Here is a 22,442-nt window from a genome sequence, read left to right as displayed (position 1 = left end):
TGATCTCCTCAGAGTTTTGGAACGACGTTTTGAAACGATGTTATCAGCATGGGTAAACTGGTTTTCATGGGAAGGCCGAGAACGAACGACGCCGACGTCAGAGAGCGGCTCATCGCGTGCGCGACCGAGATGTTCGCCACCCGCCCGCAGGAGTCGGTCACGGTCCGCGCGCTGGCCACCGCCGCCGGGACGTCGACGGCTGCGGTGTACACGTTGTTCCGGGGCAAGGACGGAGTGATCCGCGAGGTGCGCGCCCAGGCGGTCGCCGGCCTGTTCCAGGACCTGACGGCCGTTCCCGGCTCCGAGGCCGCCCTGGAGGACCTGTACGCATTGGCCGTGGCGTATCGCCGCTGGGGACGCGAACACCGCCACTTGTACGCGGTGTTGTTCGGTGGCGCACAGTCCTTCGTACCGTCGACCTGGGTCGGCGACCGAGACCCGGTGCGACCGCTCGTCGCGGCGATCGACCGTGCCGTGGCGGATCAGATCCTCGAGGGCGACACCACGCTGATCGCCGTCTCGTTGTGGGTTGCCCTGCACGGGCTCGTGACCCTCGAACTCGCCGGCGCCCTCGACGGCACCGCAGCCGAGACCGCGTTCCGCTCGACGATCGATGCCGTGCTGCGCGGCTGGGCAACCCCCGCCGGCCTCCATGGCCTTCGATGCCCAGACCCGGCTCCGTGAAGCGACGTCTATGCAACTGATCTCGGGTGCGGCGCCGGAGGATGGGCGGCGCGTCGTGGAGGTCGCGCGCGGAAGCCGAGGCGAGCGTCGGTCGGCCCTTGTAGCGTTCGACCACCTCCAGGTGGTCCTGGGCGACGAGTTCCGCGACGTGGGATCCGCGACGTGGCGGTGATGCGCAGCGGAGTGATCGCGCCTGCTGCGGATTGCGCCTCGCCGACCTGAGTCTCATACGCGCGGTCCCGACCACGGCTGGGTGGTGCCGTCCCGAAGTGCCGGTCGTTGATCTCGTTGAGGACGTTGTACGTTCCCGGCGGAGGCCGGCCGCTGTACCGGGACCCTGGCCAGGAGCTGGGTGACGGTGACGAGCCGCTCCAGCTCAACGGGGACGCGAGGCGGGACCCACCATCCCGGCGAAGAGGCTGACTTTCCATGCCGTCAGCGCCGGTGCAGTACTCGTACTTGTCGTCGCCGTCGGTCGCTGCGGGGGTTCACCCGCCGCTGTGTTGCACCCTTCTGCCACCACCTCACCGAAGAAACGGCTTGCAGCCACACGGATTCCCCATCTACGGTGTTGCGCATGGGTTCCCTGTGATAGTCCCCGTGCGGCCGCGTTGAGCTTGGCTCCGCCGTCGCGCGTGCTCATCCGTGCTTCCGGTCCTTTCGCGATGACGTCTGTTCGGCGTGCCGCGAAGTGTCTCCGGCATGTACGGATGCGTCCGTCCGCCCATGCCGATCGGCCCGGCCGAGAACAGGGGACTAAATGCTTACTGCACAGCTATCTCTTCAGAACATCACCCGCCGCTACGACGACCACGTCGTGCTGGACGACGTGTCCTTCAACATCAAGCCGGGCGAGCGGGTCGGCATCATCGGCGACAACGGAGCCGGAAAATCCACCCTGCTGCGACTGATCTCCGGGCAGGACCGGCCCGACAACGGCGAACTGACCGTGATCGCACCAGGCGGTTCTGGCTATCTGTCCCAGTCGTTGGCCCTGCCCCCCGAGGCCACCGTCCAGGCCGCAGTGGACTTGGCTCTTGCCGACCTGCGCGAACTCGAAGCGGGGATGCACCGCGCCGAAGCCGGTCTCACGGGCTTGACGGGGGTAGAGCTCGCCGCCGCGATGGACGCCTACGCCCACATGGTCGCCCAGTACGAGGCGCGCTCCGGCTACGAAGCCGACGCCCGGGTGGACATCGCCCTGCACGGGCTCGGCCTGCCGGGTCTGGCTCGGGATCGGACTCTGGGCACGCTGTCGGGTGGTGAGCGATCACGGTTGGCGCTGGCCTCGACCTTGGCGTCGCAGCCGGAGCTGCTCCTGCTGGACGAGCCGACCAACGATCTGGACGACCAGGCGGTGGGCTGGCTTGAGGCACACCTGCGGAAGCACCGCGGCACGGTGCTCGCGGTCACCCATGACCGGGTGTTCCTGCAACGGGTCACCACCACGATCCTGGAGGTCGGCGAGGGCAGGGTGACGCGTCACGGCGACGGCTACGGCGGCTACCTTGCCGCCAAGGCCACCGAGCGGCGGCGCCGTCTGCAGGAATACGCGGACTGGTGCGCGGAACTGGCCCGCAATCAGAAGTTGGCCGCCACGAACGTGGCACGGTTGGAGGCGATCCCTCGCAAGGCGCCGCTTGCCGTGGTCGGCCACGGTGGATTCCGCGCCCGCAGCCGTGGGCACGGGGCGATGGTCCGTATCCGCAATGCGAAGGAGCGTGTCGAACGGCTGGCGGACAACCCTGTCGCGCCGCCGCCCGAACCACTGGTGTTCGCCGCCCGGATGACCACCGCCGACGGTCAGACCGCGCGGGCCGCGGCGGAACTCACCGGCATCCGTGTCGCGGACCGGCTGCACGTACCCTCGCTGCGGATCGGTGGCGAGGAGCGGCTGCTGGTCACCGGGCCCAACGGAGCCGGCAAGACAACGCTCATGCGGGTGCTGGCGGGCGAGCTGCAGCCCGATGAGGGGACAGCGCGCACGCGGGGCCGAGTCGGGCACTTGAGACAGGAGGAGACACCATGGCCGCCCGACCTGACGGTCCCACAGGCGTTCGCCCACGGCCGCGGGGGCAGTCTGGATGAGCACATCGACCAGCTGTTGTCCCTCGGCCTGTTCAGTCCTGCCGACCTGCGCCTGAGAATGAGCGAACTCTCCTACGGGCAAAGGCGCCGGATCGAACTGGCCCGCCTCGTCAGCGAACCCGTCGACCTGTTGCTGCTGGACGAGCCCACCAACCATCTCTCCCCCGTCCTGGTCGAAGAACTGGAAGGAGCCCTGGCCTGCTACCGAGGCGCGGTGGTGGTCGTCACCCACGACCGCCGCATGCGAACCCGCTTCACCGGCAGGCACGTGGAACTGAACGCCGGCCACGTCGCACAGTTTCAGGAGACCGCAGCGACCTGAAGTCCCCCAGTTGCCTCATTACCGGCGGCACCGATCGCACTGATGCACCGCGAGATCATCGGCCGGGATCTGGTCGGGAGCGCAGCGCAGGACCATTGCGCCTGGCATCGCGACGCGGTCCGGCCGAGGATGGCGCCGACGCACTGGTTGCCGAACCGACCGCGCTCGGCGTCCATGTCCGGGCCGTGGGTGTGACATCACGGCTGGATTCGCCTCACGACCGAGCACTGTGCAGAGGAATCGACTTCTCCAGCGCTGGAGTGGGAGGCCGCGGTGGACGTGAGTGTCTACCGCACGAGCGGAGACCTGCGATTGGTCCGGCGGGGTGGTGATGTGGAGGAGGAGGCGGGGACTCCGCCACCGCCGGCGGGGGCTGGTATCGCGTCCGGGTTCAGGTACGCGGTCGCGATGAGGGCAAGGGGCATGAGGAGGCGTCCAACCACTCTGGCCTCTGGCTGGCACTCACAAGAAGGTGCGGGCCGCGGTGGTGCCGCCGTCGACGGGCAGGATGACGCCGGTGACGTAGGAGGCGCGGTCACTGAGCAGCCAGGCCGCGGCCTCGGCGACCTCCACCGGACGGGCCGGGCGGCCCAACGGCACGGAACGGGAGACCGCTGCCTCGAACTCGGGCCCTGCGGCGAACCAGTCCTCGGTGGACGAGGTTCGGGCCACGCCCGGGGCGACGGCGTTGGTCCGGATGCCGTGGACGGCGTAGTCGGCGGTGGCAGCTCTGACGAGACCGGTCAGTCCGTGTTTGGCGGCCTGTTGGGTGCCGTCGCCGAATCCGCCCAGCAGAGCGCCGACACCGCTGTTGAGGACGATCGAACCGCCCCGCCCCGCGGCGACCATGGTCTGCAGCTGGGCGCGCAGACACAGCCAGCTGCCTCTCAGGTTCACGCCGTGGACAGCGTCCCACTCCGCCTCCGTACGCTCGGCGAGCGGTGCGGGGAAGGGGCCGGAGCCGGCGTTGTCGAATGCGGCGTCCAGCCTTCCGAACTCCTTGAGTGCTGCTGTGACCGGTGCCTGGGCGCCCTCCGCCGTGCTGATGTCGGCCGCTACGGCGATTGCTGCTCTCCCCTCGGCACGTAGTTCGCCGGCCAGTGCTTCCACCTCGCTCGCGGTCCGCGAGGCGAGGACGAGAGTTGCACCCTCGGCGGCGAAGAGGCGTGCCGCTGTGGCACCGATGCCTCGTCCGGCGCCGGTGATGATTGTGACTTTGTCGTCAAGGAGTCCCATGAGGTGAGCCTGATGCCGACTGCCTCCTGCGACCAGTGGTCACCCGGTCAGCTGTCGCGCTATCCCGGGAACGCCAGGTCCTGGATAGGGGAGTTGGCCTGTGGGAGCCTTTCGTGCATGCCCGACACTCCGCTGGGAGCCTTCCTGCGTGCCCGTCGCCGTCGCCTCGCCCCGGGCGATGCCGGTCTGCCGGCCGGTTCGCGCCGCCGCACGCCCGGCCTCCGGCGCGAGGAGGTGGCCGCGCGGGCCGGTATCTCGGCTGACTACTACGCCCGGCTCGAACAGGGCCGCCAACGAGTGCCCACCGTCTCCGTTCTCGACGGCCTGGCCGAGGCCCTGCTGCTCGCCGATGCCGAACGGGTCTACCTGCACCGCCTGGCCGGCCTGGGCGCGCGGGACACCCAGCAAGTCCCTGCCGCGCGGCCGCGGCCAGCCGTCTCGGTGAACACCCGTGTCCTGCTGGAGGCTCTGCACGAGACACCGGCTTTTGTCGTGGACCGCCGCTTCGACCTGATCGCCTGGAACCCGATGGCCAGTGCGTTGCTGGGCGGCCTGGACACCCGCCCCGCCCATCAGGTGAACCTGCTCTGGCAAGTCTTCTGCTGCCCCTTCGGGGAGCGGACTCCGGCCAACCGCGAGGCGGTCGACTCGATCGGCGCCGACCTGGTGGCCGGACTCCGCGCGCACCATGCGGACTGCCCGAGCGACCGCGGGCTGACCGACCTGGTGGTCCGTCTCTCCGCCGCCAGCCCGGTCTTCGCCGCGCTGTGGGAACAGCACCGCGCCGGTATGCGCAGCGAGGGTTTCCTGGAGATCCTCCACCCCGAACTGCGCACCGAGTCCTTTCCGTACACGACCCTCGCCCTGCCGGAGCCCGACCAGCACCTCTTCGTCTTCCTGGCTCCGGCAGGCAGCCACGCCCGTGATGTGTTCCGCAACCTCTTGCCGCGATCCCGAACCCTCGCACCTGGCCGACACTGACATGGAGCGGCGTCTGGAAGCCGCGTCCCGTCACCAATAGCTGACTTCCGGCCGTTATTTCGGCGTGCGGGCCGCCGGAGCCCAGGGGGGAGGTTCCGAGGTATCCCAGCCGTGCGGGTGTGGTGGGCGATTGAGTCTGAACCGGCTGGAAACCGTGCACCTGCCGATGGCTTGGCCACGGTCGGCCTCCGGGCCTGGGGCGTGGTGAGCGGGCGGCAGGCCGAACTGGTCCCCTGGTGAAGTTCGTTCCATGGCCGCGCAGTTGCGCCGGTCTGGGTCCCCGGGGGACCGGATCAGCAAAGGGGGCGAGTGTCGTGGTGTCCGTGTTCTGTCCCGGCGGACGAGCGCGAGAGGCGGCAGCGTGGTGTCGCGGTCCGTCGGTGGGCGGGTGTTACTCCGGTGTCGGCTTGGTTCCGTGCGGCGGGTGTCTGGGGGGTTGCAGGGTGCGACGGCGCGCAGGTCTACGACGAAGATGTGTGTCGAACCGGCCGGCATGAAGGGCGAGGTTGGCTGGTTGCCGTGGGCGAGGCGTGGGGGAATGAGGATCTTGCGTCAGCCGCAGGTCGCTTCTACTCGGCAGCATGATCATCAGCGGGATCGTGGGTCTTGACCGGAAGGAGAGCGTCGAGCTGCCCCAGGAGTCTCACGACTCTGCGACGGCCGACCGGTATGTGTACCCCCACCAGTGGCGCGCGGGCGCTGTGGTGATGTGGAGCAACGAGGCGACCATGCTCACCCGTACGCCCTCTGACCGGCATGTCGGTCAGAGGCTGCTGTACCGCACCACAGTGCTGCGGTACTGAACCGAGTCCCGCCTACTCACCGGCGAGAAGCTGCGCAACCTCCCAGACATTGCCGGAGGGGTCGGCGAAGGCGGCGGTACGGCGACCCCAGGGGCGGTCGGTCGGACCGTTGAGAAGGCTCACGCCGTGCTCCACGAGCTCGGCGCACACGGCGTCGACATCCTCGACCTCGATGGTGAGCAGCAGTCGCGCGCCGGCGTACGGGGCTGCGATCGGATGCGGCTCGACCAGCGTCGGTGCGTTCTCGGTCACCAGCAGGTTGATCAGAGTGTTGCTGAGCTTGACCACCGCGGAGTCCTCGTTCTCGAAGATCACCTCGAGGCCGAAGACGTTCTGGTAGAACCGCTTCGCCTCGACGACGTCCTCGACGAAGAGCGTGATGACCTCAAGCCGGTCGAGTCCCTTGATCACTTTTTACTCCGTATTCCATGCCGGTCCATCCGATTTCGCTGACCCTAGCGCCCGGGTGGCCTCATCCACGAGTCGTGTTTCTGGCTCAACTCTCAAGCTCTGTATCGATTTAAGAGGTACTGCATTCTTGATCATGGTGCGAGCAGGAAGCGGCGTCGGGGGGAGATCGAAGTTGGCCCGGCCATACATCTGTCTCTTCAGTGACTTGATCCTGGTGACTGCCTTCGGTGGCCCCGGAGGTGCAGGTCATGGCGAGGACGGCCTGGACCGCTGCGTGCTCGCATCGCATGTCGTTGGCCAGAGCCCGGGGTTCTCGTTGGCCGTCGATGCGACGTGGGCGATCCAGATGTCCAGGGCCAGGTGTTCGCTGCGACGTTCGCGGATCATGAGTGCGGGGCGGTGTGCGTATTTCCCCGGTCGTCGCCGGCGCGGGGCTCCGGGCTCCGCTCCCACAGTTCGTCGAGACTCTTTCGCTCAACGTCTGTGAGGTGTTCAGGCCGGCGCGTGATCCAGTCGCTGACCCTGCGGACGGCCGGGTGGGGCCAGGGGGCGGTAGCCGGGATCGCACCGCTGCGGTAGGGCTTGAAGTGCTGGCGGACGCTGCTGACGTCTCCGCGATAGCCCGGCTCCGGGTCTCCCGGGAGCGCGGAAGCGTTCGTGCAGTCTGCCGTCCAGCGATGGTGCGGTGAGAGGCGGTAGTCGTCGATCAGGATAGGCCGGTTGATGACTGCGACGAGGAGTTCATCGACTTCTGCGGCGCGTGTGAAGCGATTGACCGTGCCGCGGCTGAGCTGGAGGTCGCGTGCGAAGGCGCGAAGGCTGAAGCCGCGTTCGATGCGTTCGTGGAACTAGGCCGTTTCGTTTGGATCACCTCCGCTGGCCGAGGTTGTCGTTGATGATGTCCATGTGACTCACCGCTTCAGCGCTCTGATCTCAGCCTTCGGCGTCCTTGCCAGCGTGATTGTGGCCGTCGCGGGCGTTCGTGAGTACCGCTCTGGCGCTTCGGTCCTCTGGCTCGTGGCTGGAGTCGTGATCTTCCTCAGCGCTTCGTGCACGCTCGTGCGGGACGTGCGGCGGCTTCGCACTGGGCCGACCGCCTGACAGCGGTGCCGTTCCAACCAGCACCGCCAGTCGTTGTTCGTGTGTGCCGTTGACTGACGCGCAGTGGGCGCGGATCGAGCCGTTGCTCCCAGATCGGACACCGCAGCGGGGTGGCCGGTGGCGGGATCACCGACAAGTGATCGACGCGATCGCCTGGAAGTTCCAGACGGGATCGCAGTGGATCCACCTCCCAGAGAAGTACGGCAACTGGCGAGGCGTCTACAACCGGCTGCGGATGTGGGCCGGTGACGGCACGTGGGAGCGGGTGTTCACCGCGCTGGTCGCGCTGGTCGCGCAGGCCGACGCCGACGACGACCTCAACTGGGCTGTCTCGGTGGACTCCACCATCGTGCGCGCACATCAGCATGCGGCGGGGGCTCGCAAAAAGGGGCTCCAGCAGGCGAACCAGCAGACCACGCCATCGGCCGGTCCCGGGGCGGACTGACCACAAAGATCCACCTGGCCGCTGATGCCCACTGCCGGCCGCTGGCCATCGTGCTCACCGCCGGACAGGCTGGTGACGCACCCGCCTGCGCACACGTCATGGCTCGCCTTCGCGTTCCTCGACGGCGAGGACGGCCCCGCACCAGGCCGGATGTGGTGCTGGCCGACAAGACATCCCACGCGGATAAGCGTCATACTCCTCCCGCGCGATCCGCGAGCACCTCCGCAAGCGCGGTATCCGGGCGGTCATCCCCGTTCCGGCCGATCAGCGGGGCCACCGGCTGCGGCGCAGCAGCCGGGGCGGCAGGCCACCCGCATTCGACCGCGAGGCAATACAAGCAGCGCAACACCGTCGAACGCTGCATCAACCGCTTGAAACAGTGGCGAGGCATCGCCACCCGCTACGAGAAGACAGCGACCATCTACCTGGCCGGACTCCACATTGCGGGCATCTTCCTCTGGTCAGTGCGGTAATCCAAACGAAACGGCCTAGGTCCTGTCTCTCCGATCAACGCTGGTTGTCTCGTGGCTTCGCGACCACGATGGGGCCCTGGAGGCAGCGCCTCCAGGGCCCTGGGGATCATCTCTGTGAGCGGTCTGGCCTCGTGATCCTGAACCGGGCCGTGTTCTCCGCGTTCTCTTCGGTGGCCCACTGGTGGAAGCCGGCCTTCTCCAGCACGCGAACCGAGGACGGGTTGGACAGTTCCACATCGGCGAACACGGTGTGAACCTCTGGTGCGGTGAGGGCGAACTCGGCCAGGGCCCGGGCGGCCTCGGGGGCATAGCCCCGGCCTCGACGGGAGGCCACGATGCCGTATCCGATTTCCAGAACGCCCTCGCTGGGCGGCCAGAACAGGCCGATCGAGCCCACCACCAAGCTGCTCTCGCGCTCGATGATCAGACGGTGGCCGTATGCGTCGAACCAGGCGGGGTACTGATCGAAGAGGCCCGCGACCACACGTTCGCCTTCAGCGGGAAAGTCGCCCGCCCAGTGCGTTGACCTGGTGTCGTCGAGGACCGCAGTGGCCTCGCTCGTGGTCCAGGGCCGCAGGAACAGGCGCTTGGTGATCACATTGGTGTGAGCGGGTGAAGAAGAGGAAGACACGTGTCTCTCCTGGTCGTTGGAACGACCCGAGCCGCGCTCTGCTATCGCGCGGGCCGGACGAGGGCATGCTGAAGACGGCCGACGGCAGCCATATTCATCAACCTCCCTGTCCCGCTGAACACACGTCTCTCGCGCAGGCGTGACGCTAACAAGTGCTCCTCAGCCTGGACAACTCATTTCCGGGCCGCCGACCGGGGGCTTTCGCTCGCTGAAGGACGTACCTCTTCGATCGGGCGGCTCGTTGTTCTGGTCATGCTCAGCAGGGGCAGCCTTACGGACAATGAGTGGGCGGTTCTGGAGCCGCTGCTGCCCACGAGGACAGCCGGTGCGGCAGGTGGCGGGACCACCGCCAAGTGATCAAATAGCCAGCTCCCCGCGGTCTGAACCGTCACCGGGAGAGCCTTCGTCGGGCCGAGCGTCGTGGTCGCTGAGGGGGCGTCTCAGGTCGGCGCGATTCCGCCCGATGACGCGTTCGACTGCTTGGGCCAGATTGGTCAGGAGGTGCGAGCTATCCGCCACCTGGTCAAAGCCGGGGCCCTACTCCGGTGGTTCGGCGGTGTCTGCACGGCGGGACTCCGGACCCGCTGACGACGGCAAGAGGTTCCGGGCGAGTACATCCAGCGCCTCCGAGACCTCTGTCAGCCGCCGCGGTTCATCAGATCCCAGCGCGCTGGTGAGGGCTTCCTCGATACCGGCGGCGCGGACCTGCGCCACCCGCTCGGACACCTCGGCGGCCTGACGCACCAGCACCCGGCGGCGGTCGACGGGATCCGGAGCCGTCTGCACCGAACCGGCCTCCTTGAGCCTGGCGATGGCGGTGGACACCTGGCTCTGCGGCAGGCCGGTGCGGGCGGCGATCTCACCGACGGCGGTATCGGGATGAGCGGCGATGTCGCTGGCCACGATCAGCACCAGCCGGGCGCTGCCCGCATAACGCCGAGCGCCGCCAGGAGGCTCGGGCAGGGCCTCCTCGCCGATCTTCATCAGGGTGCGTCCCAGTAGGAACAGTTCGACTCCGTCCACACGCTCAACATACATCGAAACAGATTCATCCGTATTGATGTATCTAGTTCGATGAATTATGTTGGTCGGCAGACGCGGCGGAGAGTCTGCCGCCCATAGAGGGGGAACCGTCATGCCCGACACCACCGGCACGCTCACCGTCCCTGGCGCAGTTCTGCACTACCAGGTCCGCGGAACCGGCCCGCTGCTGCTCATCTCGCAGAGCGGAGAGGGTGACGCCGACCGCACCATCGACCTGGTCGCCCAACTCGCCGATTCCTACACCGTGGTCACCTACGACCGCCGCGGCCTGTCACGCAGCCGGCTCGACACCCCGGGGCAAGGCGCGACGTTGACCGAGCACGCCGACGACGTCCATCGCCTGCTGGCCTCTCTCACCGACGACTCCGCCCTCATGCTCGGCTGCAGTCTCGGAGCCGTCATCGGCATGCATGCGGCCGTCCGGTATCCAGGGCAGATCCGTACCCTCATCGCCCACGAGCCCGTCGCCCCACGCCTGCTTCCGGAGGGCGAACGCGTCTGTCACGAGCGCGAACTCGTCGCGCTTCAGGACTTCTACCTCCGCGAGGGCCTGGCCGCGGCACTCCCGGAGATCGCCAGGACCCTGGGCATTGACCTCACCGCCAAGGACGTGGAACCCGACCTGACGCCTCAGCCGATCAACGCCACTCGCACCGCGAACTTCGACTACTTCTTCCGGCACGACTTCACCGCGGTCATCCACGACACCCTCGACATCGCGGCACTGAAGGACGTCGGCACTCGCATCGTGCCCGCTGCCGGGCGCATCACTGCGCGGAACGTCTTCGACTGCCGGGCCGCGACGGCGCTGGCCGTGCTCCTCGGTCGCGAAGTGCAGGAATTTCCCGGCGGTCACAACGGAAACACCACCCACCCCCGGGCCTACGCAACACGCATCCGGGAGATCCTGAACGCCGAACACTGACGCAGAGTGGGCCGTCGGGAACCACTGCCGGAAGGCAGGGCGAGGCGGACACTCATGTGCAGCCCAAGTGCTGCGACCGCATAGGTTCTCCGGGTCCGAGGCTCAGCTCTGGCGCCAGTGGGCAATGGGCTGTGAACGCTCAGCGGTGAGCAGTTGCGGCATGAACCGACGCAGCGCAGCCGCATGCTGCTGGACTTGCTTCAGCGGGCCTCGCCGGGTCGGGGCCGAGTCGGGAACGTCCTGTCCGATGCTCGCTTGTCGTCGCGTTGCCCTTGTCGATCAGACGCGTGGACCGAGGAAGAGGCCACCACTTGCGTCGATGACCTGGCCAGTGACCCAGCGTGCGGCGTCGGAGGCGAGGAAGGCGACCACGTCGGCGACGTCGCCGGGCCCGCCCAGCCGGCCGAGCGCCGTCAGGCCGGCGATCTGGTCGGCGAGGCTTGGCACTTCGAATACGGCTCCGTTGGTCGCCGTTCTGGTGGCTCCGGGGGCGACCGCGTTCACGGTGATACCTCGGCCTCCGAGTTGGTTGGCGAGGGTTCTGCTCATCGTCTCGACTGCGGCTTTCGTCATGGCGAAAGACGTCTGGGCGGCGTTGGCCATCCGGGTCGCCACCGATGAGATCGTGATGATCCGGCCGCCGTCGCGCAGTAGGGGCAGTGCATGTTCGATGATGAAGTACGGCGCTCGTACGTTCACTGCGAACAGGTGGTCGAACTCCGCCCGGGTCGTTGCGCCGAGCGGGCCGGCGGGTGCGGCTGCGGCGTTGTTGACGAGGATGTCGAGCGGCCGACCGGCCAAGGCGCGCTCGACTCCCGTGAAGAGCGTCTCGACATCGCCGTCCACGCCCAGTTCCGCCTGGACGGCTTGGGCGGTCCCACCGGCGCGTTCTATCGCCTCGACCGTCGCCGCCGCTCCGCTGTCGTCCGTGCCGAAGTGCACGATGACCATCGCTCCTTCGGCCGCGAGCCGGGTCGCTGTCGCCTGCCCGATGCCCCGCGACGCACCCGTCACCAGGGCCGTTCTGCCGGCCTGACTGCTCACGCCGCCCACCTCATCAAAGTGTTAGTCGCTAACATTGAGGTAGTGTCTATCACATGACTGAGCTGAAACCGACCCTGCGGGAGCGACAGCGATCCGAGACGCGGCGCAGGATCCAGGCACAGGCGGTGCGGCTGTTCACCGAACAGGGCTACGACGCGGTGAGGGTGGCCGAGGTTGCCGAGGCGGCCGGCGTCTCGGCGATGACCGTGTACCGGCACTTCCCCACCAAGGAGGACCTCGTCCTCCTTGAGTACCCTGCCCAGCTCATCGCCGAACGGGTCGCCGCGTCGTCGGTGACGCACCCGCTGGTACGCCGCGTCGGCGGCGCTCTCGTCGACGCGGCCACGGTGTTGACCGGTGGTGACGGGGACGGGTTCGCGGCGAACGAGCGATTTCTGCTGGATTGCCTGCGGCTCATGGTCTCGACGCCCGCGCTGCGAGCCCGGCATCTGGACAGCCAGTACGCGCTGCAACAGGCCATCGTCGACGCCCTCGGGGACGACACGACCGACCCCGACGCCGTGTTCCGTACCCAGGCGGCGACCAGCGCCTGCCTGGCCGCGATGCATACAGCGCTGACGCGCTGGGCCGAGGACGACGGGAAGACGAAACTGCCCGAACTGATCGCGCGGGCGCTCACCGCGTCCTTCGGCGACGTCATCGTTGCCACCACCGGTCAGAGGGGCTGAGGCAGGTGGTGTCCACTGTCAGGGCAGGGATGATCCAGCCCGACGACGAAGCGACGAGCGGCGGTGATCTTCAGGACCTGCCGGACCGCGCCCGCCCGTTGTGGTGCCAAGCCCACTCCAGGGTCGAAGTCAGCTCGTTCCGCGCTGAGGCCGTCGCCCATCACGACCGTCAGTCCGTTCGCAGCCGACGATGAGCCGGAGAGGAACAGCGCTACGACATGACCACCGCCGCCAATCCCGTATCCCGGCGAGCAAGTCCGGGGCGGCGAATGAAGCGTCGTCGTCAGGATCTTCCTCGATCGAGGTGAACTCACCGACGTGCCGGACAACCTCGCGGGGCTCGTACCGGACCGAAGGGCGGGCCGCTGCTGGCGTATGCATCAACGTATTCAGTCGGGGGCGAATGCACGCGCTCAGCTTCCGGCCGGACTGTTCAAGAGCACCCTGATGGGAGGTTGCTCTCTCAGTGACGGGCTCTGGTTGCCCGGTGATGGGTCGAGCGGATGAGGACGGAGACCAGGGCAGCCAGGTCTGCCGCGCCGGCGGCGTCGTCCGCGTAACGCGTGGTCTGCAAGGGGCCGGCCTGGTCTAGCCGAACTCCTTCCAGTTCCAGGACATAGGCGAGAGTGAGCATGGCAAGGCGAGCGTTGCCGTCCGGGAAGGGGTGAAAGAAGGCCACGTCAAGGTAGGCGCGGGCCGCACGGGAGGCCAGGGGGACTCTCGGGTCAGCGCTCTCGCGCAGACAGTGCTCAAAGTCCCGCTGGGTGTGCGGCGTAAGTGCGTAGCGTTCTCGACCACCCTTGGCGAAAGCATCGCCTCGTCGGAACTGAACCTCAGGCATGCCAAGGACGAGCCGCTGCCATTCAGTCAGAAGCACGCAGGTCAAGGGGCACTTACGAGCAGCGTCCGAGCGCGACTGAGCCAGCGCCGCGAGCAATCGGTCGCCTCGAGCCGGATTCGAGGAACGGCCCCCCGCACCGCACCAGACGCCGAGGCCGTCCACGGCCGCCTCGACCGGTGCCGGCGTCTCACCGACCGCGGAAGCCCAGTCGGTCTGGTTCCTGATATGGCACCAGGCAGCCAATGCGTCAGCGGTCACGATAAGGCTGCTCACCGGTCAGGCCTACGGCAAGATCCTCTCCCACCGCGTCGACCAAGGTCCGCGACGGTGCCGTCCAGCTTTTGAACCGTCCACCAATCGCGGCGTCGACCGCTTCCTTTGCTCTCTCCGGCCCCATGCCTGTGGAAGAGAGGAACCACGTCAGCACCGTGTGGCAGAGCCCGTACCAGCCGCATTCGGCACCTGTGCGGTCCACGACCACCGTTACCAGTCGGGTTGCTGCCCGTTCCAAGTGCCAGCTGCGGTCCTCGTCATCCGACCCGGCGGGCGGCGCCAACTGCGCGAACCGCTCGGCCAACTCCTCCAACCAGTCGCGCCACTCCAGCAGTGAAGCGACCACCTTGGCGGCCGTCGCTGCGGACTCACCCACGGAATGGGAGGTGCAGCACCAACTGGTGACGACGCCACCACCACCGCCCTCGCCGACCGCCCAATGCCATCCGCAGGCCCATCGGCCGTATCGGACTGCCAGAAGCGCCGTGACCTCGGTGGTAAAGCGATGTTCCTCCTGCCACCCGGCACCGGCAGGAGGGACCATCGAGGCGATCACTGTGGCGACCTGAGAGCCCTCCTCGTCGTCCCAGTCGAAAGCAATGAGGTCGGGATCGACGGCAGACCACGGCAACCAGGCCGGAGCAAGCTCGTAATTGACGGCCGTGACGTTCCTCCAGAACTCGTCAGGGAAGGACAGCCGAACGATCGTGTCAAAGGCTCGCGGCTTTGTCACACAAGTTTCCGGCGCCGCCGATCTACTGTCATGGCGCCCAGTGTGACGCTGCCGGGCCACCTGCTCCGTGCGGTGCCGTGGTACTCGGCCGGGCACGTTCGCCTGCAAACGTGGCCGAGCGCTCTGAGGCGTACTCCGACAGTCAGACAGTCGGCCCGCACCGATCCACCTGTCCGAGCTCCCGAAGGAAGCCGGAGTCCCGGGTGCCGCTGCCCGACGTGTGGCCATCAGGCCCGGCGGCTGACCTGAAACAAAGCGTTCTTCGGCCGCCGTTTGCTGCTGCTCAACCGTCCGCAAGTACCGCAACAACCAGGCACGCATCGAAACAGGTGGTGACGGTGGCGGTGAGCCTTCCGTAGATGCCGGTGGCGTGCATCCCGGGAGTGGCCGGCGCGGGTGTCGGCACGGTGCGGCGGTAGGTCGCAGGTCAGCGGCGGGTGAGGTGGGCGTTGGCTTTCATCAGCGCCGGGACGATGACGTAGACGGCCAGGGGGACGACGATCGCGGTCAGGAACAGCGTCTCCAGCGGTAGTGCCAGGCCGCCGAGGACCGAACCGAGCAGGCTGAGGGCGAGGGTGATGGTCGGGTAGACGGCCAGCCACGTGATGAGCGCGCGGCGGTGGACGGACGGGGCAGCGGGAGCAGTGCTCGCGGACATGTATGCCTCCTGTTCGCGGCTGGATCCGTAATCTCCAACCGGTTGGTTGGAGTCTGGCATGCGGATGCATCGGTGTCCAACCGAATGGTTGGAAATGAGGTAGCGTCGGGGCATGGTCTGGGACACAGCGCGCACCAAGCAGCTCCTGCTCGACGCCGCAGTCGCCGAATTTGCCGAGCACGGCCTCGAAGGGGCACGTGTCGCCCGGGTTGCCACCCGGGCGGGCGTCAACAAGGAGCGGATCTACCAGTACTTCGGCAACAAGGAGAAACTGTTCGGTGCGGTACTGGAATCCGAGCTGCGAAAGATCGCCGCAGCCGTACCGCTGACCGCTGACCAGGGCGCCGACCTCGGCGACTACGCGGGCCGGCTCTTCGACTACCACCGTCGGCACCCGCACTTCGTACGCCTGCTGGCCTGGGAGGGCCTGCAGAGCCGGGGCCCCGTCGTGGCCGAGGCGGAGCGCACCGAGCACTACGTCGAGAAGGTGGCCGCCCTGGCAAGGGCTCAGGAGGCCGGCGTCCTGGCCCAGGACATCCCCCCGGGCCAGCTGGTGCATGCAGTCATCTCGCTGGTCGCATCCTGGTTCACCATGCCCCAACTCGCCCGCATGCTGGTCCCCGCCGCGAAAGCGGGGGAGGGCGCCCAGCGCGAGGCCCTTGTCAACCTGGTGCGGCGCCTCGCCGCCTGAGCCCGACTCCGCCGGCTGCGGCGTGACGGCCTCCGCGGCGGCGGAGCGCCGCCCGCCTGCCCGCTCCGCTGCTTCACAGGTGTTCGCTCATGAATCGCCCGCCCGTCCGGCGGCTCCAATGAGTGTTACTCAACCTCAGCGCCTGTGCCGCTACCTCACCTCGAACTGGCCATACAGCAGCATGAAATCGAGCTGCCAGTACAAGTGGGCACATCGCTTGAGCGGCGTCCTTCCCACACCGCGGCCGCGTGTTTCTCTGGTCACGCAAGCCCTTGATCTTCACTAGCAGACACAAATCGGCGCCGTGGCATCAGGGCAGTGCGGCGAATGGCTGCTTGACCGGCTGTCGGGCGTCGATGAGGCGATGACCTACCGCTTGGTACGTGCAACAGCCAACGGCCAGCTCCAGAACCCCGCTCTGGCTCTGCACCTCCGCTGCTCGCTGAGCGCAGGGATGGGGCGTTGGCGGGTGCTCTTCCTGATGCGGGCAGGCTCTGCTCGAAGGCTGACCCCAGGACCTCTCGACGGACACGTGCGAGGGGTGCCACGGACCCGTGGCACCCCTCGCACGTGTTCAGCAGTCGGTGGGCCGACCCTACCTGTCGATGCTCGTCACATTGTGGCTGTTGACGTTGACCTCGTTCTTGATGTCCCCGACGTGGAAGCCGATCAGCCCGCAGAGCAGGCAGCCCGGATTGTCGGCCGGAGGGGCCGGGGCTTGGGACACGGTGACAGTGGTGGTGTCGTTCGAAGCGCTGCAACCGTCGTCGCCGTTGAAGGCGGCGGTGATCGTGTGGGTTCCGGTGGCCGTGAAACCGGTGGTCAGTGAGGAGTGTCCGTCGGCGGAGACGGGTGCGGTCGCGAGGAGATCCGGGCCGTCGAAGAAGGACACGCCGAGGCCGCCGCTCGGGTCCGAGCTGCAGGTCACCGTCGCGTCGAGGGTCACCAGTTGCCCGACCGTCGCCGAGGAGGGCGTGGCCTGGACCGTGGTCGAGGACGGATCGGCGGCGGCGGCCGTCGGAGCGAGGGACATCACTGTGGCTGCCGCCGCTACGGCGACCAGGAGTCCGGCTTTGCTTGCACGACGCACTTTCACTGAAGGGCCTCCTCGGACTGATTGTCAGGCGGGGATCCGCCGTGACGGTTCGGACCGTGACCCTAGGCCGCTCTTGACGCCATCTGCGGGAGGCGCGGGTCCCGACGGACCCACCTGAGTCATCGGCTCGCTCGAATGGACTGGAACAGGCCGGGAGTGCCGACACCGTGGCACTGGCCAGTGCCGTATCGGAAACGTTCGCACTGAGTCCGATGTGAGAGCGGACCGGCCGGCACGCCGGCCGCATCGACCTTCCCTTGTCCGAGGTGGGAGAAGAGGCGGCGCGCTCGCGCCTCGGCTGGCTGAGGGGGAGTTCGCCGCCGTCTACGGCAGCCCGCCAGGCAGCGCTCCGTACGGACCGCTGCCTGGCGGGCTAAGCGGCGCGGAGCCCGACGCCGACCTGATCGAGTGGGACTGCGGCCGTTACAAGTGGCCGACCGCTGAGCAGATCCAGTAGCTCAGGCCCGGCTGGAACTGTGGCGCGACGGTGTCGACGCCGATGAGGCCCTCGCGCATGTGACGGTACGGGGCGCTGCCTTCCTCGGTAGATCCGGCCGCCGCTGGGCCAGGGCGACGTGGCCGTCGTTGCGCACGGCCACCTGTCACGCGTCCTCGCCGCGCGCCGGCTCGGGCACCCGCATCCGGGCACGAACTACCCACTGGGCGGGCCACGAACACGATCTCCCGGGCGGGCGTGCTCGGGTGGAACGTGCCGTAGTCCCGGGCGCCCTTAGCCGGTCCAGGGTGCAGCGATTGCCGTGTCATGGCAACAAGGCGACAGGGCAACAAGGCGACAATGCGACTGGGCCGCAGGGCGAACGTTGCCTGGTCCGGCACTAGATCGCCGGAGGTGCGACGCGCTGATAGGTGAGCGAGTTGCTGGTGCCGCCCGACGTCGTGACGTTCACCGGCACCGAACCTGCCGGGCCCGCCGGGGCGGTCGCGATCGCGGTCGTGTCCGACACCACGGTGAAGGCCGCCGGTGCGGCGCCGAAGTGGACTGCGAACGTCGTGGTCAGCCCGGTGCCGGTCAGAGTCACGGCGGTGCCCGCCCCCGTGGGCCCCTGCGCGGGCGAGAGTGCGGTGAGCGCCGGCGCCGCCAGGTAGGTGTAGATGACGGAGTTGCTGGTGCCGCCGGGACCCGTGACGGTGACCGCGACGGAGCCGGTGCCGGGCGGTGCGACCGCGGTGATCTGGGTGGCGGAGTTGACGGTGTAGGAGGTCGCGGGGGTGCTGCCGAAGGTCACGGCGGTGGTCCCGGTGAGGCCGGTGCCGGTGAGTACCACGCTGGTTCCGCCGGTCGCCGGTCCATCGGCGGGTGAGACGGACAGCAGCGAAGGCGCGTTGAGGTAGTAGAAGAACACCGGCCCCGAGGTGCCACCGACGGTGGTCGCGGTGACCGCGACCGCGCCGGTGCCGGCCGGTGCGACCGCGGTGATCTGGGTGGCGGAGTTGACGGTGTAGGAGGTCGCGGGGGTGCTGCCGAAGGTCACGGCGGTGGCCCCGGTGAGGCCGGTGCCGGTGAGCACCACACTTGTCCCACCGGACGTCGGGCCCTGGTTCGGCGCGATCGCGCTGAGTGCCGGTGTGGGCGCGTAGGCGTAGACGACCGTATTGCTGAGCCCTGCGGGTGTGCGCACCGTGACGTTGACCGTGCCGGTTCCGGGCGGGACGGTCGCCGTGATCGTGGACGGGGTGTTGACCGTGTACGACAGGGCGGCCGCGGATCCGAACGTGACGGCGGTGGCCCCGGTGAACTGGCTTCCGTTCAGGGTCACGGGATTGGTGCCCGCCGCCGGGCCCGTGTTGGGTACGACCGAGGTGAGGACGGGAGGGGCCACGGTGACTCCAAGGGTGTGGTCGGCCTGGCAGGGCCGCGAGCTGCGGGTCACGAAACCGGTGCGGGCGGGCGTATACGCGCCCGCACCGCTTCCGCTGGGCACGGGCCGGTGGACCGGAGCCCACCGGAGCCGTGCACGGCCATGTATCGGAGACGGCGTCAGATGCCGGGACCGGACAGATAGGTGAAGCCGTCACTGGCGGTGGCGCTGCCGCCCTCGGTGGTCACGACGACATCGACGGGACCTGTGGTGCCGGGCGGTGTGATGGCCACCAGCGTGGTGCTGTTCAGCACCGCGAAGGAGGCTGCGGCGCCACCGAAGGTGACGGCCGTGGTGGATGCCAGGCCGGTGCCGCTGATGGTCACCGAGGTGCCGCCGGACGACGGGCCCGAGCTGGGTGTGAGCGAGGCCAGTGTCGGCGCGTCGACGTAGGAGTAGGTGAGCGGAGCGGTCGTGCCTCCGGTGGTGGTGACGGTGACGTCGACGGAGCCGCTGGAGCTGCCGGCCGGAACTACCACCGACAGCTGGCTGTCCGAGACGACCGTCGGGGTCGCACTGTTGGAACCGAAGGACACGGTGGTGGCTGTGGAGAGACCGTAACCGTTGACGGTGACCGTGTTGCCGCCCGCGGTCGGACCCGAGTCCGAGCCGAGTGACACCGCGATGGGCGGGCTGATGTAGAAGAAGGAGAGCGAGTTGCTCGTCCCTCCCGCGGTCGTCACGTTGACGTCGACGACACCGCAGCCCGCGGGATCGATGACGGTGATCGAGGTCGGGGTGTTCGCGGTGATCGTGGCCGTCCGGGACCCGAAGTGGACGGCGGTGGCACCGGACAGGTTCACGCCGGTGATGGTGACGGTTGTTCCGCCGCTGGTGGAGCCTTGGTTGGGACTGATGGGCATGAGGGGTTCCTCCTCACTCGGAAGTCTTCTCCGAGCAGCGACTGGGTGTCCGATCCACGGACGTTCCGAACAGACCCAGGCCAATACGTCCGGCCGCCGGCAGATGAGGATGTACGGAGGCCCGTCCGGACGGGATGAGTTCGGTCCCGGGAGGGAGGCTCGCCCGCGGCGGCTCGATGGATCAGCGCCCATCGATGCAGACACCTGAATTAACCCATCGGAGTGATGCCCCTACCAAGAGAATTGACGCGACATCAACCGTTCGGCGGAGCGTGCGGGGCGTATGGCGGCACGCGATCCGGTGGTACGCGGTCACCTGCCCGGCCATCACGAGCGACACGGAGGGCTTGGGCAACGGCGCCGTGTCAGTGCCCGGCAGCCGCCTTCACCAGAGCCACGGCCACACCGATCACCGCGTCCGCGAGGCCTGCAACCACCCCCGCCAGGACGCCGCCTCCCATGCGCAGCCCGCCCAGGCAGCCCCACAGGAAGAGGGAGACGACGGCCACGCCCGCCGCGGCCAGCAACGCGGAATCCAGGGACAGCACGTCCAGCGCGGCCAGGCCGATCAGCACGGCCGGACCCACGGCGCAGGACAACAGCGGGCTGCTGACGTACAGCATGCGCCGCAGCTCGTGGCCGGTGGCGACGTGGCCGTGCACGGTACGGTGCGCCTGCTGGTCGGCAACGAACGTCGCAAGCCACAGGCCCAGAGCTGTTGTCAGGACCGTGGCGAAGGCGCCGAGGGAATCCACTTCGCCGAAGGACAGGCCAACCACCACGGCGATCATCGTGATGGTCGCGTAGATGCGCTCTTTCAGGCGGTCCGCCAGTACACCGGCCTCCGCACCGGGCGGCAGATCCGCTCGACGGTCGTACGCCACCTGCTCCCCTTCACCTGTCACTGGACGCGGGCGGCGCCCCTCGGTCGTGGCACCACGGCCGGGGTGCCACGGCGTCCGGAATCATGGCGTCCGGTACCACGGCCACCGCGAACAGCATGCCTCGGACCGTCGCCCGAAGGCGGCAACCACTCGCGCGTGGGCGGCGGTTTCGGTGCACGGGGGCGCCACCGGTCGCGTTCACCAGAGACCGTCAAGACCCACACCTCACGCATCCTGCCCAGGCTCGGCCCGCGCGACCGCGTCCAAGCCGCCGTCATGGCGCACCGCACCGGACTCGCTTCCCTTGCGACCGGAGCGCGGACGTCGGCCGGCTCCCACCGCTGGTCGGCGTCCCGCGGGCCACCGTGCTCCGCGATCTGCGGCAGCTGAGCGGTCTGGGCTCAGGCCGCCGTGGACCCGCGCCGCCATGGGTGCGCTCGATGAGCCGCTGTTCCCAGGTTCGGGGCAGGCTGAGAAGCGACCGCCACACGCGGATACTCGCGCATGCCGCCCGCGGATGTCGCCCGCGCACGGCCCCGATGCCGGGCCCGCTTCCCTGACCGTACGAGCAAGGGCGGTGCGCACTTCTGCACAAAATGCCGGTGTTCCGCTCAAGTTCCCACTCTTGACAGGCTCGACAGGACTCGATTAACTCCCTGGCACGCCGATGTCGAACCTCGGCGCAGAGGTACGCCTAGCCGGTGTGTGGCCACCGCCACGAGCCCGGACTGAGTCGCCAGGACCTTCCGGGTCCGAGGCGGGGACGTGCCCTCCCTCTGTGGAGCTCCGCGATGAGCCTCAAGCGTGTGCTGAGCAAGAGCAAAGGCAAGTCCATGACGGCGACCGCGGCCCTCGCGGCGGCGGCAGCGGCCTGTCTCCTCCTCCCGTCCACGGCGTCGGCCGGTGCGAGCGCGGTGTCCCTGCCCCCGCCGCACGCCGGTTTCGACTACCAGATCGGCGGCGCCTACACCCCGCCGACCGGTGTGCAGGTGGTCAGCCGGGACCACGAAGCGACCCCGGCAGCCGGCCTGTACAACATCTGTTACGTGAACGCCTTCCAGGCGCAGCCCGATGCAGAGGGCCAGTGGGACGACGACCTGCTCCTCCGGGACGCGAGCGGCGAGATCGTCTACGACGGCGACTGGGGCGAGGCGGTCCTCGACATCCGCACCGCGGACAAGCGCCAACGCATCGCCGCCAAGGTGGGCGGCTGGATCGACGGCTGTGCAGCAAAGGGGTTCCAGGCGGTGGAGCCGGACAACTACGACACGTTCACGCGCTTCCCCGACTACCTCACCGCGAACCAGGCCAAGGCCTTCATCGCTCTCCTCGCCGACCGTGCCCACGCGCGCGGCCTGGCCATCGCCCAGAAGAACACCGCCGAACTCGCGGGCGCGGGCAAGGAGAGTGGCCTCGACTTCGCGGTGGTCGAGGAGTGCGGCGCGTACGGCGAGTGCGACGACTTCACCGCCGAGTACGGCAGCCACGTGGTCGTGGTCGAGTACACCGCGAGCGGACTGAGCAAAGCATGCGCCGGCTGGGGCGGCGAGCTGAGCATCGTCCGCCGCGATGTGGACGTCTCGCCCGCGGGCAGCAGCGGCTATCTGCGCCGGACTTGCTGACACTCAGCCGGTCTCAGTCGGTTC

At 68.3% G+C, this 22,442-nt stretch carries 21 protein-coding genes and 1 pseudogene; 10 read left to right on the top strand and 12 right to left on the bottom strand.

Annotated features, from left to right (window positions below; genetic code table 11):
- Window positions 1–66: 66 nt before the first annotated feature.
- Window positions 67–684 (top strand): TetR/AcrR family transcriptional regulator, encoded by a 618-nt coding sequence (locus OG408_RS00845; protein ID WP_326667418.1) that lies wholly within the window; start codon window positions 67–69, stop codon window positions 682–684.
- 760 nt (window positions 685–1,444) lie between these two features.
- A complete protein-coding gene (locus OG408_RS00840; RefSeq protein ID WP_326667416.1) occupies window positions 1,445–3,094 on the top strand; it encodes a TlrC/CarA/OleB/SrmB family ABC-F type ribosomal protection protein in 1,650 nt (549 codons plus the stop codon).
- 462 nt (window positions 3,095–3,556) lie between these two features.
- Here OG408_RS00840 and OG408_RS00835 read toward each other — a convergent pair whose 3' ends face one another.
- A complete protein-coding gene (locus OG408_RS00835; RefSeq protein ID WP_326667415.1) occupies window positions 3,557–4,330 on the bottom strand; it encodes an SDR family NAD(P)-dependent oxidoreductase in 774 nt (257 codons plus the stop codon).
- A gap of 117 nt (window positions 4,331–4,447) precedes the next feature.
- On the opposite strand from OG408_RS00835, the gene OG408_RS00830 reads away from it, so the two are divergent.
- Both OG408_RS00830 and OG408_RS00825 read left to right on the top strand, forming a co-directional pair.
- A complete protein-coding gene (locus OG408_RS00830; RefSeq protein ID WP_326667414.1) occupies window positions 4,448–5,311 on the top strand; it encodes a helix-turn-helix domain-containing protein in 864 nt (287 codons plus the stop codon).
- A 569-nt stretch (window positions 5,312–5,880) separates the two neighbouring features.
- Window positions 5,881–6,114 (top strand): annotated as a pseudogene (locus tag OG408_RS00825) (TauD/TfdA family dioxygenase); the annotation flags it as partial.
- Window positions 6,115–6,126: 12 nt separating this feature from the next.
- Here OG408_RS00825 and OG408_RS00820 read toward each other — a convergent pair.
- On the bottom strand, window positions 6,127–6,525 hold the full coding sequence (locus OG408_RS00820; protein ID WP_326667410.1) for a VOC family protein: 399 nt from the start codon (window positions 6,523–6,525) through the stop codon (window positions 6,127–6,129).
- 1,144 nt (window positions 6,526–7,669) lie between these two features.
- Between OG408_RS00820 and OG408_RS40110 the strand changes: the two genes are divergently transcribed.
- Together OG408_RS40110 and OG408_RS40105 are read left to right on the top strand one after the other, a co-directional pair.
- Complete coding sequence (locus tag OG408_RS40110) at window positions 7,670–8,071, top strand: IS5 family transposase (RefSeq protein WP_442805990.1); 402 nt, start codon at window positions 7,670–7,672, stop codon at window positions 8,069–8,071.
- On the top strand, window positions 8,047–8,544 hold the full coding sequence (locus OG408_RS40105; protein WP_442806116.1) for an IS5 family transposase: 498 nt from the start codon (window positions 8,047–8,049) through the stop codon (window positions 8,542–8,544). The genes OG408_RS40110 and OG408_RS40105 overlap by 25 nt, the downstream gene beginning before the upstream one ends.
- 106 nt (window positions 8,545–8,650) lie before the next feature.
- On the opposite strand, the gene OG408_RS00810 is transcribed toward OG408_RS40105, so the two are convergent.
- On the bottom strand, window positions 8,651–9,175 hold the full coding sequence (locus OG408_RS00810) for a GNAT family N-acetyltransferase (protein WP_326667408.1): 525 nt from the start codon (window positions 9,173–9,175) through the stop codon (window positions 8,651–8,653).
- Window positions 9,176–9,712: 537 nt separating this feature from the next.
- Window positions 9,713–10,198, bottom strand: a complete 486-nt coding sequence (locus OG408_RS00805) for a MarR family winged helix-turn-helix transcriptional regulator (RefSeq protein WP_285567805.1) — start codon at window positions 10,196–10,198, stop codon at window positions 9,713–9,715.
- Between the two features lie 112 nt (window positions 10,199–10,310).
- Here OG408_RS00805 and OG408_RS00800 point away from each other — a divergent pair, with 112 nt between their 5' ends.
- Window positions 10,311–11,144 carry an alpha/beta fold hydrolase gene (locus OG408_RS00800; RefSeq protein ID WP_326667405.1) on the top strand — a complete coding sequence of 278 codons (834 nt, stop codon included), beginning with the start codon at window positions 10,311–10,313 and terminating at the stop codon, window positions 11,142–11,144.
- Window positions 11,145–11,423: 279 nt separating this feature from the next.
- On the opposite strand, the gene OG408_RS00795 is transcribed toward OG408_RS00800, so the two are convergent.
- Window positions 11,424–12,188 (bottom strand): SDR family oxidoreductase, encoded by a 765-nt coding sequence (locus tag OG408_RS00795; protein ID WP_326667403.1) that lies wholly within the window; start codon window positions 12,186–12,188, stop codon window positions 11,424–11,426.
- Window positions 12,189–12,241: 53 nt separating this feature from the next.
- On the opposite strand from OG408_RS00795, the gene OG408_RS00790 reads away from it, so the two are divergent.
- Complete coding sequence (locus OG408_RS00790) at window positions 12,242–12,877, top strand: TetR/AcrR family transcriptional regulator (protein ID WP_326667401.1); 636 nt, start codon at window positions 12,242–12,244, stop codon at window positions 12,875–12,877.
- Window positions 12,878–13,340: 463 nt separating this feature from the next.
- On the opposite strand, the gene OG408_RS00785 is transcribed toward OG408_RS00790, so the two are convergent.
- The 3 genes from OG408_RS00785 to OG408_RS00775 all read right to left on the bottom strand — a co-directional run bounded on the left by OG408_RS00785 (window position 13,341) and on the right by OG408_RS00775 (window position 15,382).
- Window positions 13,341–13,976: a Fic family protein gene (locus OG408_RS00785; RefSeq protein ID WP_326667399.1), complete on the bottom strand. Its 636-nt coding sequence runs from the start codon at window positions 13,974–13,976 to the stop codon at window positions 13,341–13,343.
- On the bottom strand, window positions 13,966–14,724 hold the full coding sequence (locus OG408_RS00780) for a hypothetical protein (RefSeq protein WP_326667398.1): 759 nt from the start codon (window positions 14,722–14,724) through the stop codon (window positions 13,966–13,968). The genes OG408_RS00785 and OG408_RS00780 overlap by 11 nt, the downstream gene beginning before the upstream one ends.
- A gap of 427 nt (window positions 14,725–15,151) precedes the next feature.
- Window positions 15,152–15,382, bottom strand: a complete 231-nt coding sequence (locus tag OG408_RS00775) for a hypothetical protein (protein ID WP_326667396.1) — start codon at window positions 15,380–15,382, stop codon at window positions 15,152–15,154.
- Window positions 15,383–15,494: 112 nt separating this feature from the next.
- On the opposite strand from OG408_RS00775, the gene OG408_RS00770 reads away from it, so the two are divergent.
- Window positions 15,495–16,073, top strand: a complete 579-nt coding sequence (locus OG408_RS00770) for a TetR family transcriptional regulator (RefSeq protein ID WP_326667395.1) — start codon at window positions 15,495–15,497, stop codon at window positions 16,071–16,073.
- 595 nt (window positions 16,074–16,668) lie between these two features.
- On the opposite strand, the gene OG408_RS00765 is transcribed toward OG408_RS00770, so the two are convergent.
- The 4 genes from OG408_RS00765 to OG408_RS00750 all read right to left on the bottom strand — a co-directional run bounded on the left by OG408_RS00765 (window position 16,669) and on the right by OG408_RS00750 (window position 20,796).
- Window positions 16,669–17,163: an Ig-like domain-containing protein gene (locus tag OG408_RS00765; protein ID WP_285567813.1), complete on the bottom strand. Its 495-nt coding sequence runs from the start codon at window positions 17,161–17,163 to the stop codon at window positions 16,669–16,671.
- Between the two features lie 842 nt (window positions 17,164–18,005).
- Window positions 18,006–19,010, bottom strand: a complete 1,005-nt coding sequence (locus OG408_RS00760; protein ID WP_326667392.1) for an IPT/TIG domain-containing protein — start codon at window positions 19,008–19,010, stop codon at window positions 18,006–18,008.
- Between the two features lie 158 nt (window positions 19,011–19,168).
- Window positions 19,169–19,912, bottom strand: coding sequence for an IPT/TIG domain-containing protein (locus OG408_RS00755; protein ID WP_326667390.1), 744 nt, complete (start codon window positions 19,910–19,912; stop codon window positions 19,169–19,171).
- A gap of 365 nt (window positions 19,913–20,277) precedes the next feature.
- On the bottom strand, window positions 20,278–20,796 hold the full coding sequence (locus OG408_RS00750) for a hypothetical protein (RefSeq protein WP_442805989.1): 519 nt from the start codon (window positions 20,794–20,796) through the stop codon (window positions 20,278–20,280).
- Between the two features lie 791 nt (window positions 20,797–21,587).
- Between OG408_RS00750 and OG408_RS00740 the strand changes: the two genes are divergently transcribed.
- Complete coding sequence (locus OG408_RS00740; RefSeq protein ID WP_326667388.1) at window positions 21,588–22,418, top strand: endo alpha-1,4 polygalactosaminidase; 831 nt, start codon at window positions 21,588–21,590, stop codon at window positions 22,416–22,418.
- Window positions 22,419–22,442: the final 24 nt, after the last annotated feature.

Source organism: Streptomyces sp. NBC_01257, assembly GCF_035917255.1.
GTDB lineage: Bacteria > Actinomycetota > Actinomycetes > Streptomycetales > Streptomycetaceae > Streptomyces.
This window is presented reverse-complemented; position numbering and strand designations above follow the sequence as displayed.

Bases quoted from the DNA above. Each gene is read 5' to 3' on its own strand.
- OG408_RS00845 (WP_326667418.1), top strand. From the start codon at position 67: ATGGGAAGGCCGAGAACGAACGACGCCGACGTCAGAGAGCGGCTCATC.
- OG408_RS00840 (WP_326667416.1), top strand. From the start codon at position 1,445: ATGCTTACTGCACAGCTATCTCTTCAGAACATCACCCGCCGCTACGAC.
- OG408_RS00835 (WP_326667415.1), bottom strand. From the start codon at position 4,330: ATGGGACTCCTTGACGACAAAGTCACAATCATCACCGGCGCCGGACGA.
- OG408_RS00830 (WP_326667414.1), top strand. From the start codon at position 4,448: ATGCCCGACACTCCGCTGGGAGCCTTCCTGCGTGCCCGTCGCCGTCGC.
- OG408_RS00800 (WP_326667405.1), top strand. From the start codon at position 10,311: ATGCCCGACACCACCGGCACGCTCACCGTCCCTGGCGCAGTTCTGCAC.
- OG408_RS00790 (WP_326667401.1), top strand. From the start codon at position 12,242: ATGACTGAGCTGAAACCGACCCTGCGGGAGCGACAGCGATCCGAGACG.
- OG408_RS00775 (WP_326667396.1), bottom strand. From the start codon at position 15,382: ATGTCCGCGAGCACTGCTCCCGCTGCCCCGTCCGTCCACCGCCGCGCG.
- OG408_RS00770 (WP_326667395.1), top strand. From the start codon at position 15,495: ATGGTCTGGGACACAGCGCGCACCAAGCAGCTCCTGCTCGACGCCGCA.
- OG408_RS00755 (WP_326667390.1), bottom strand. From the start codon at position 19,912: ATGCCCATCAGTCCCAACCAAGGCTCCACCAGCGGCGGAACAACCGTC.
- OG408_RS00740 (WP_326667388.1), top strand. From the start codon at position 21,588: ATGAGCCTCAAGCGTGTGCTGAGCAAGAGCAAAGGCAAGTCCATGACG.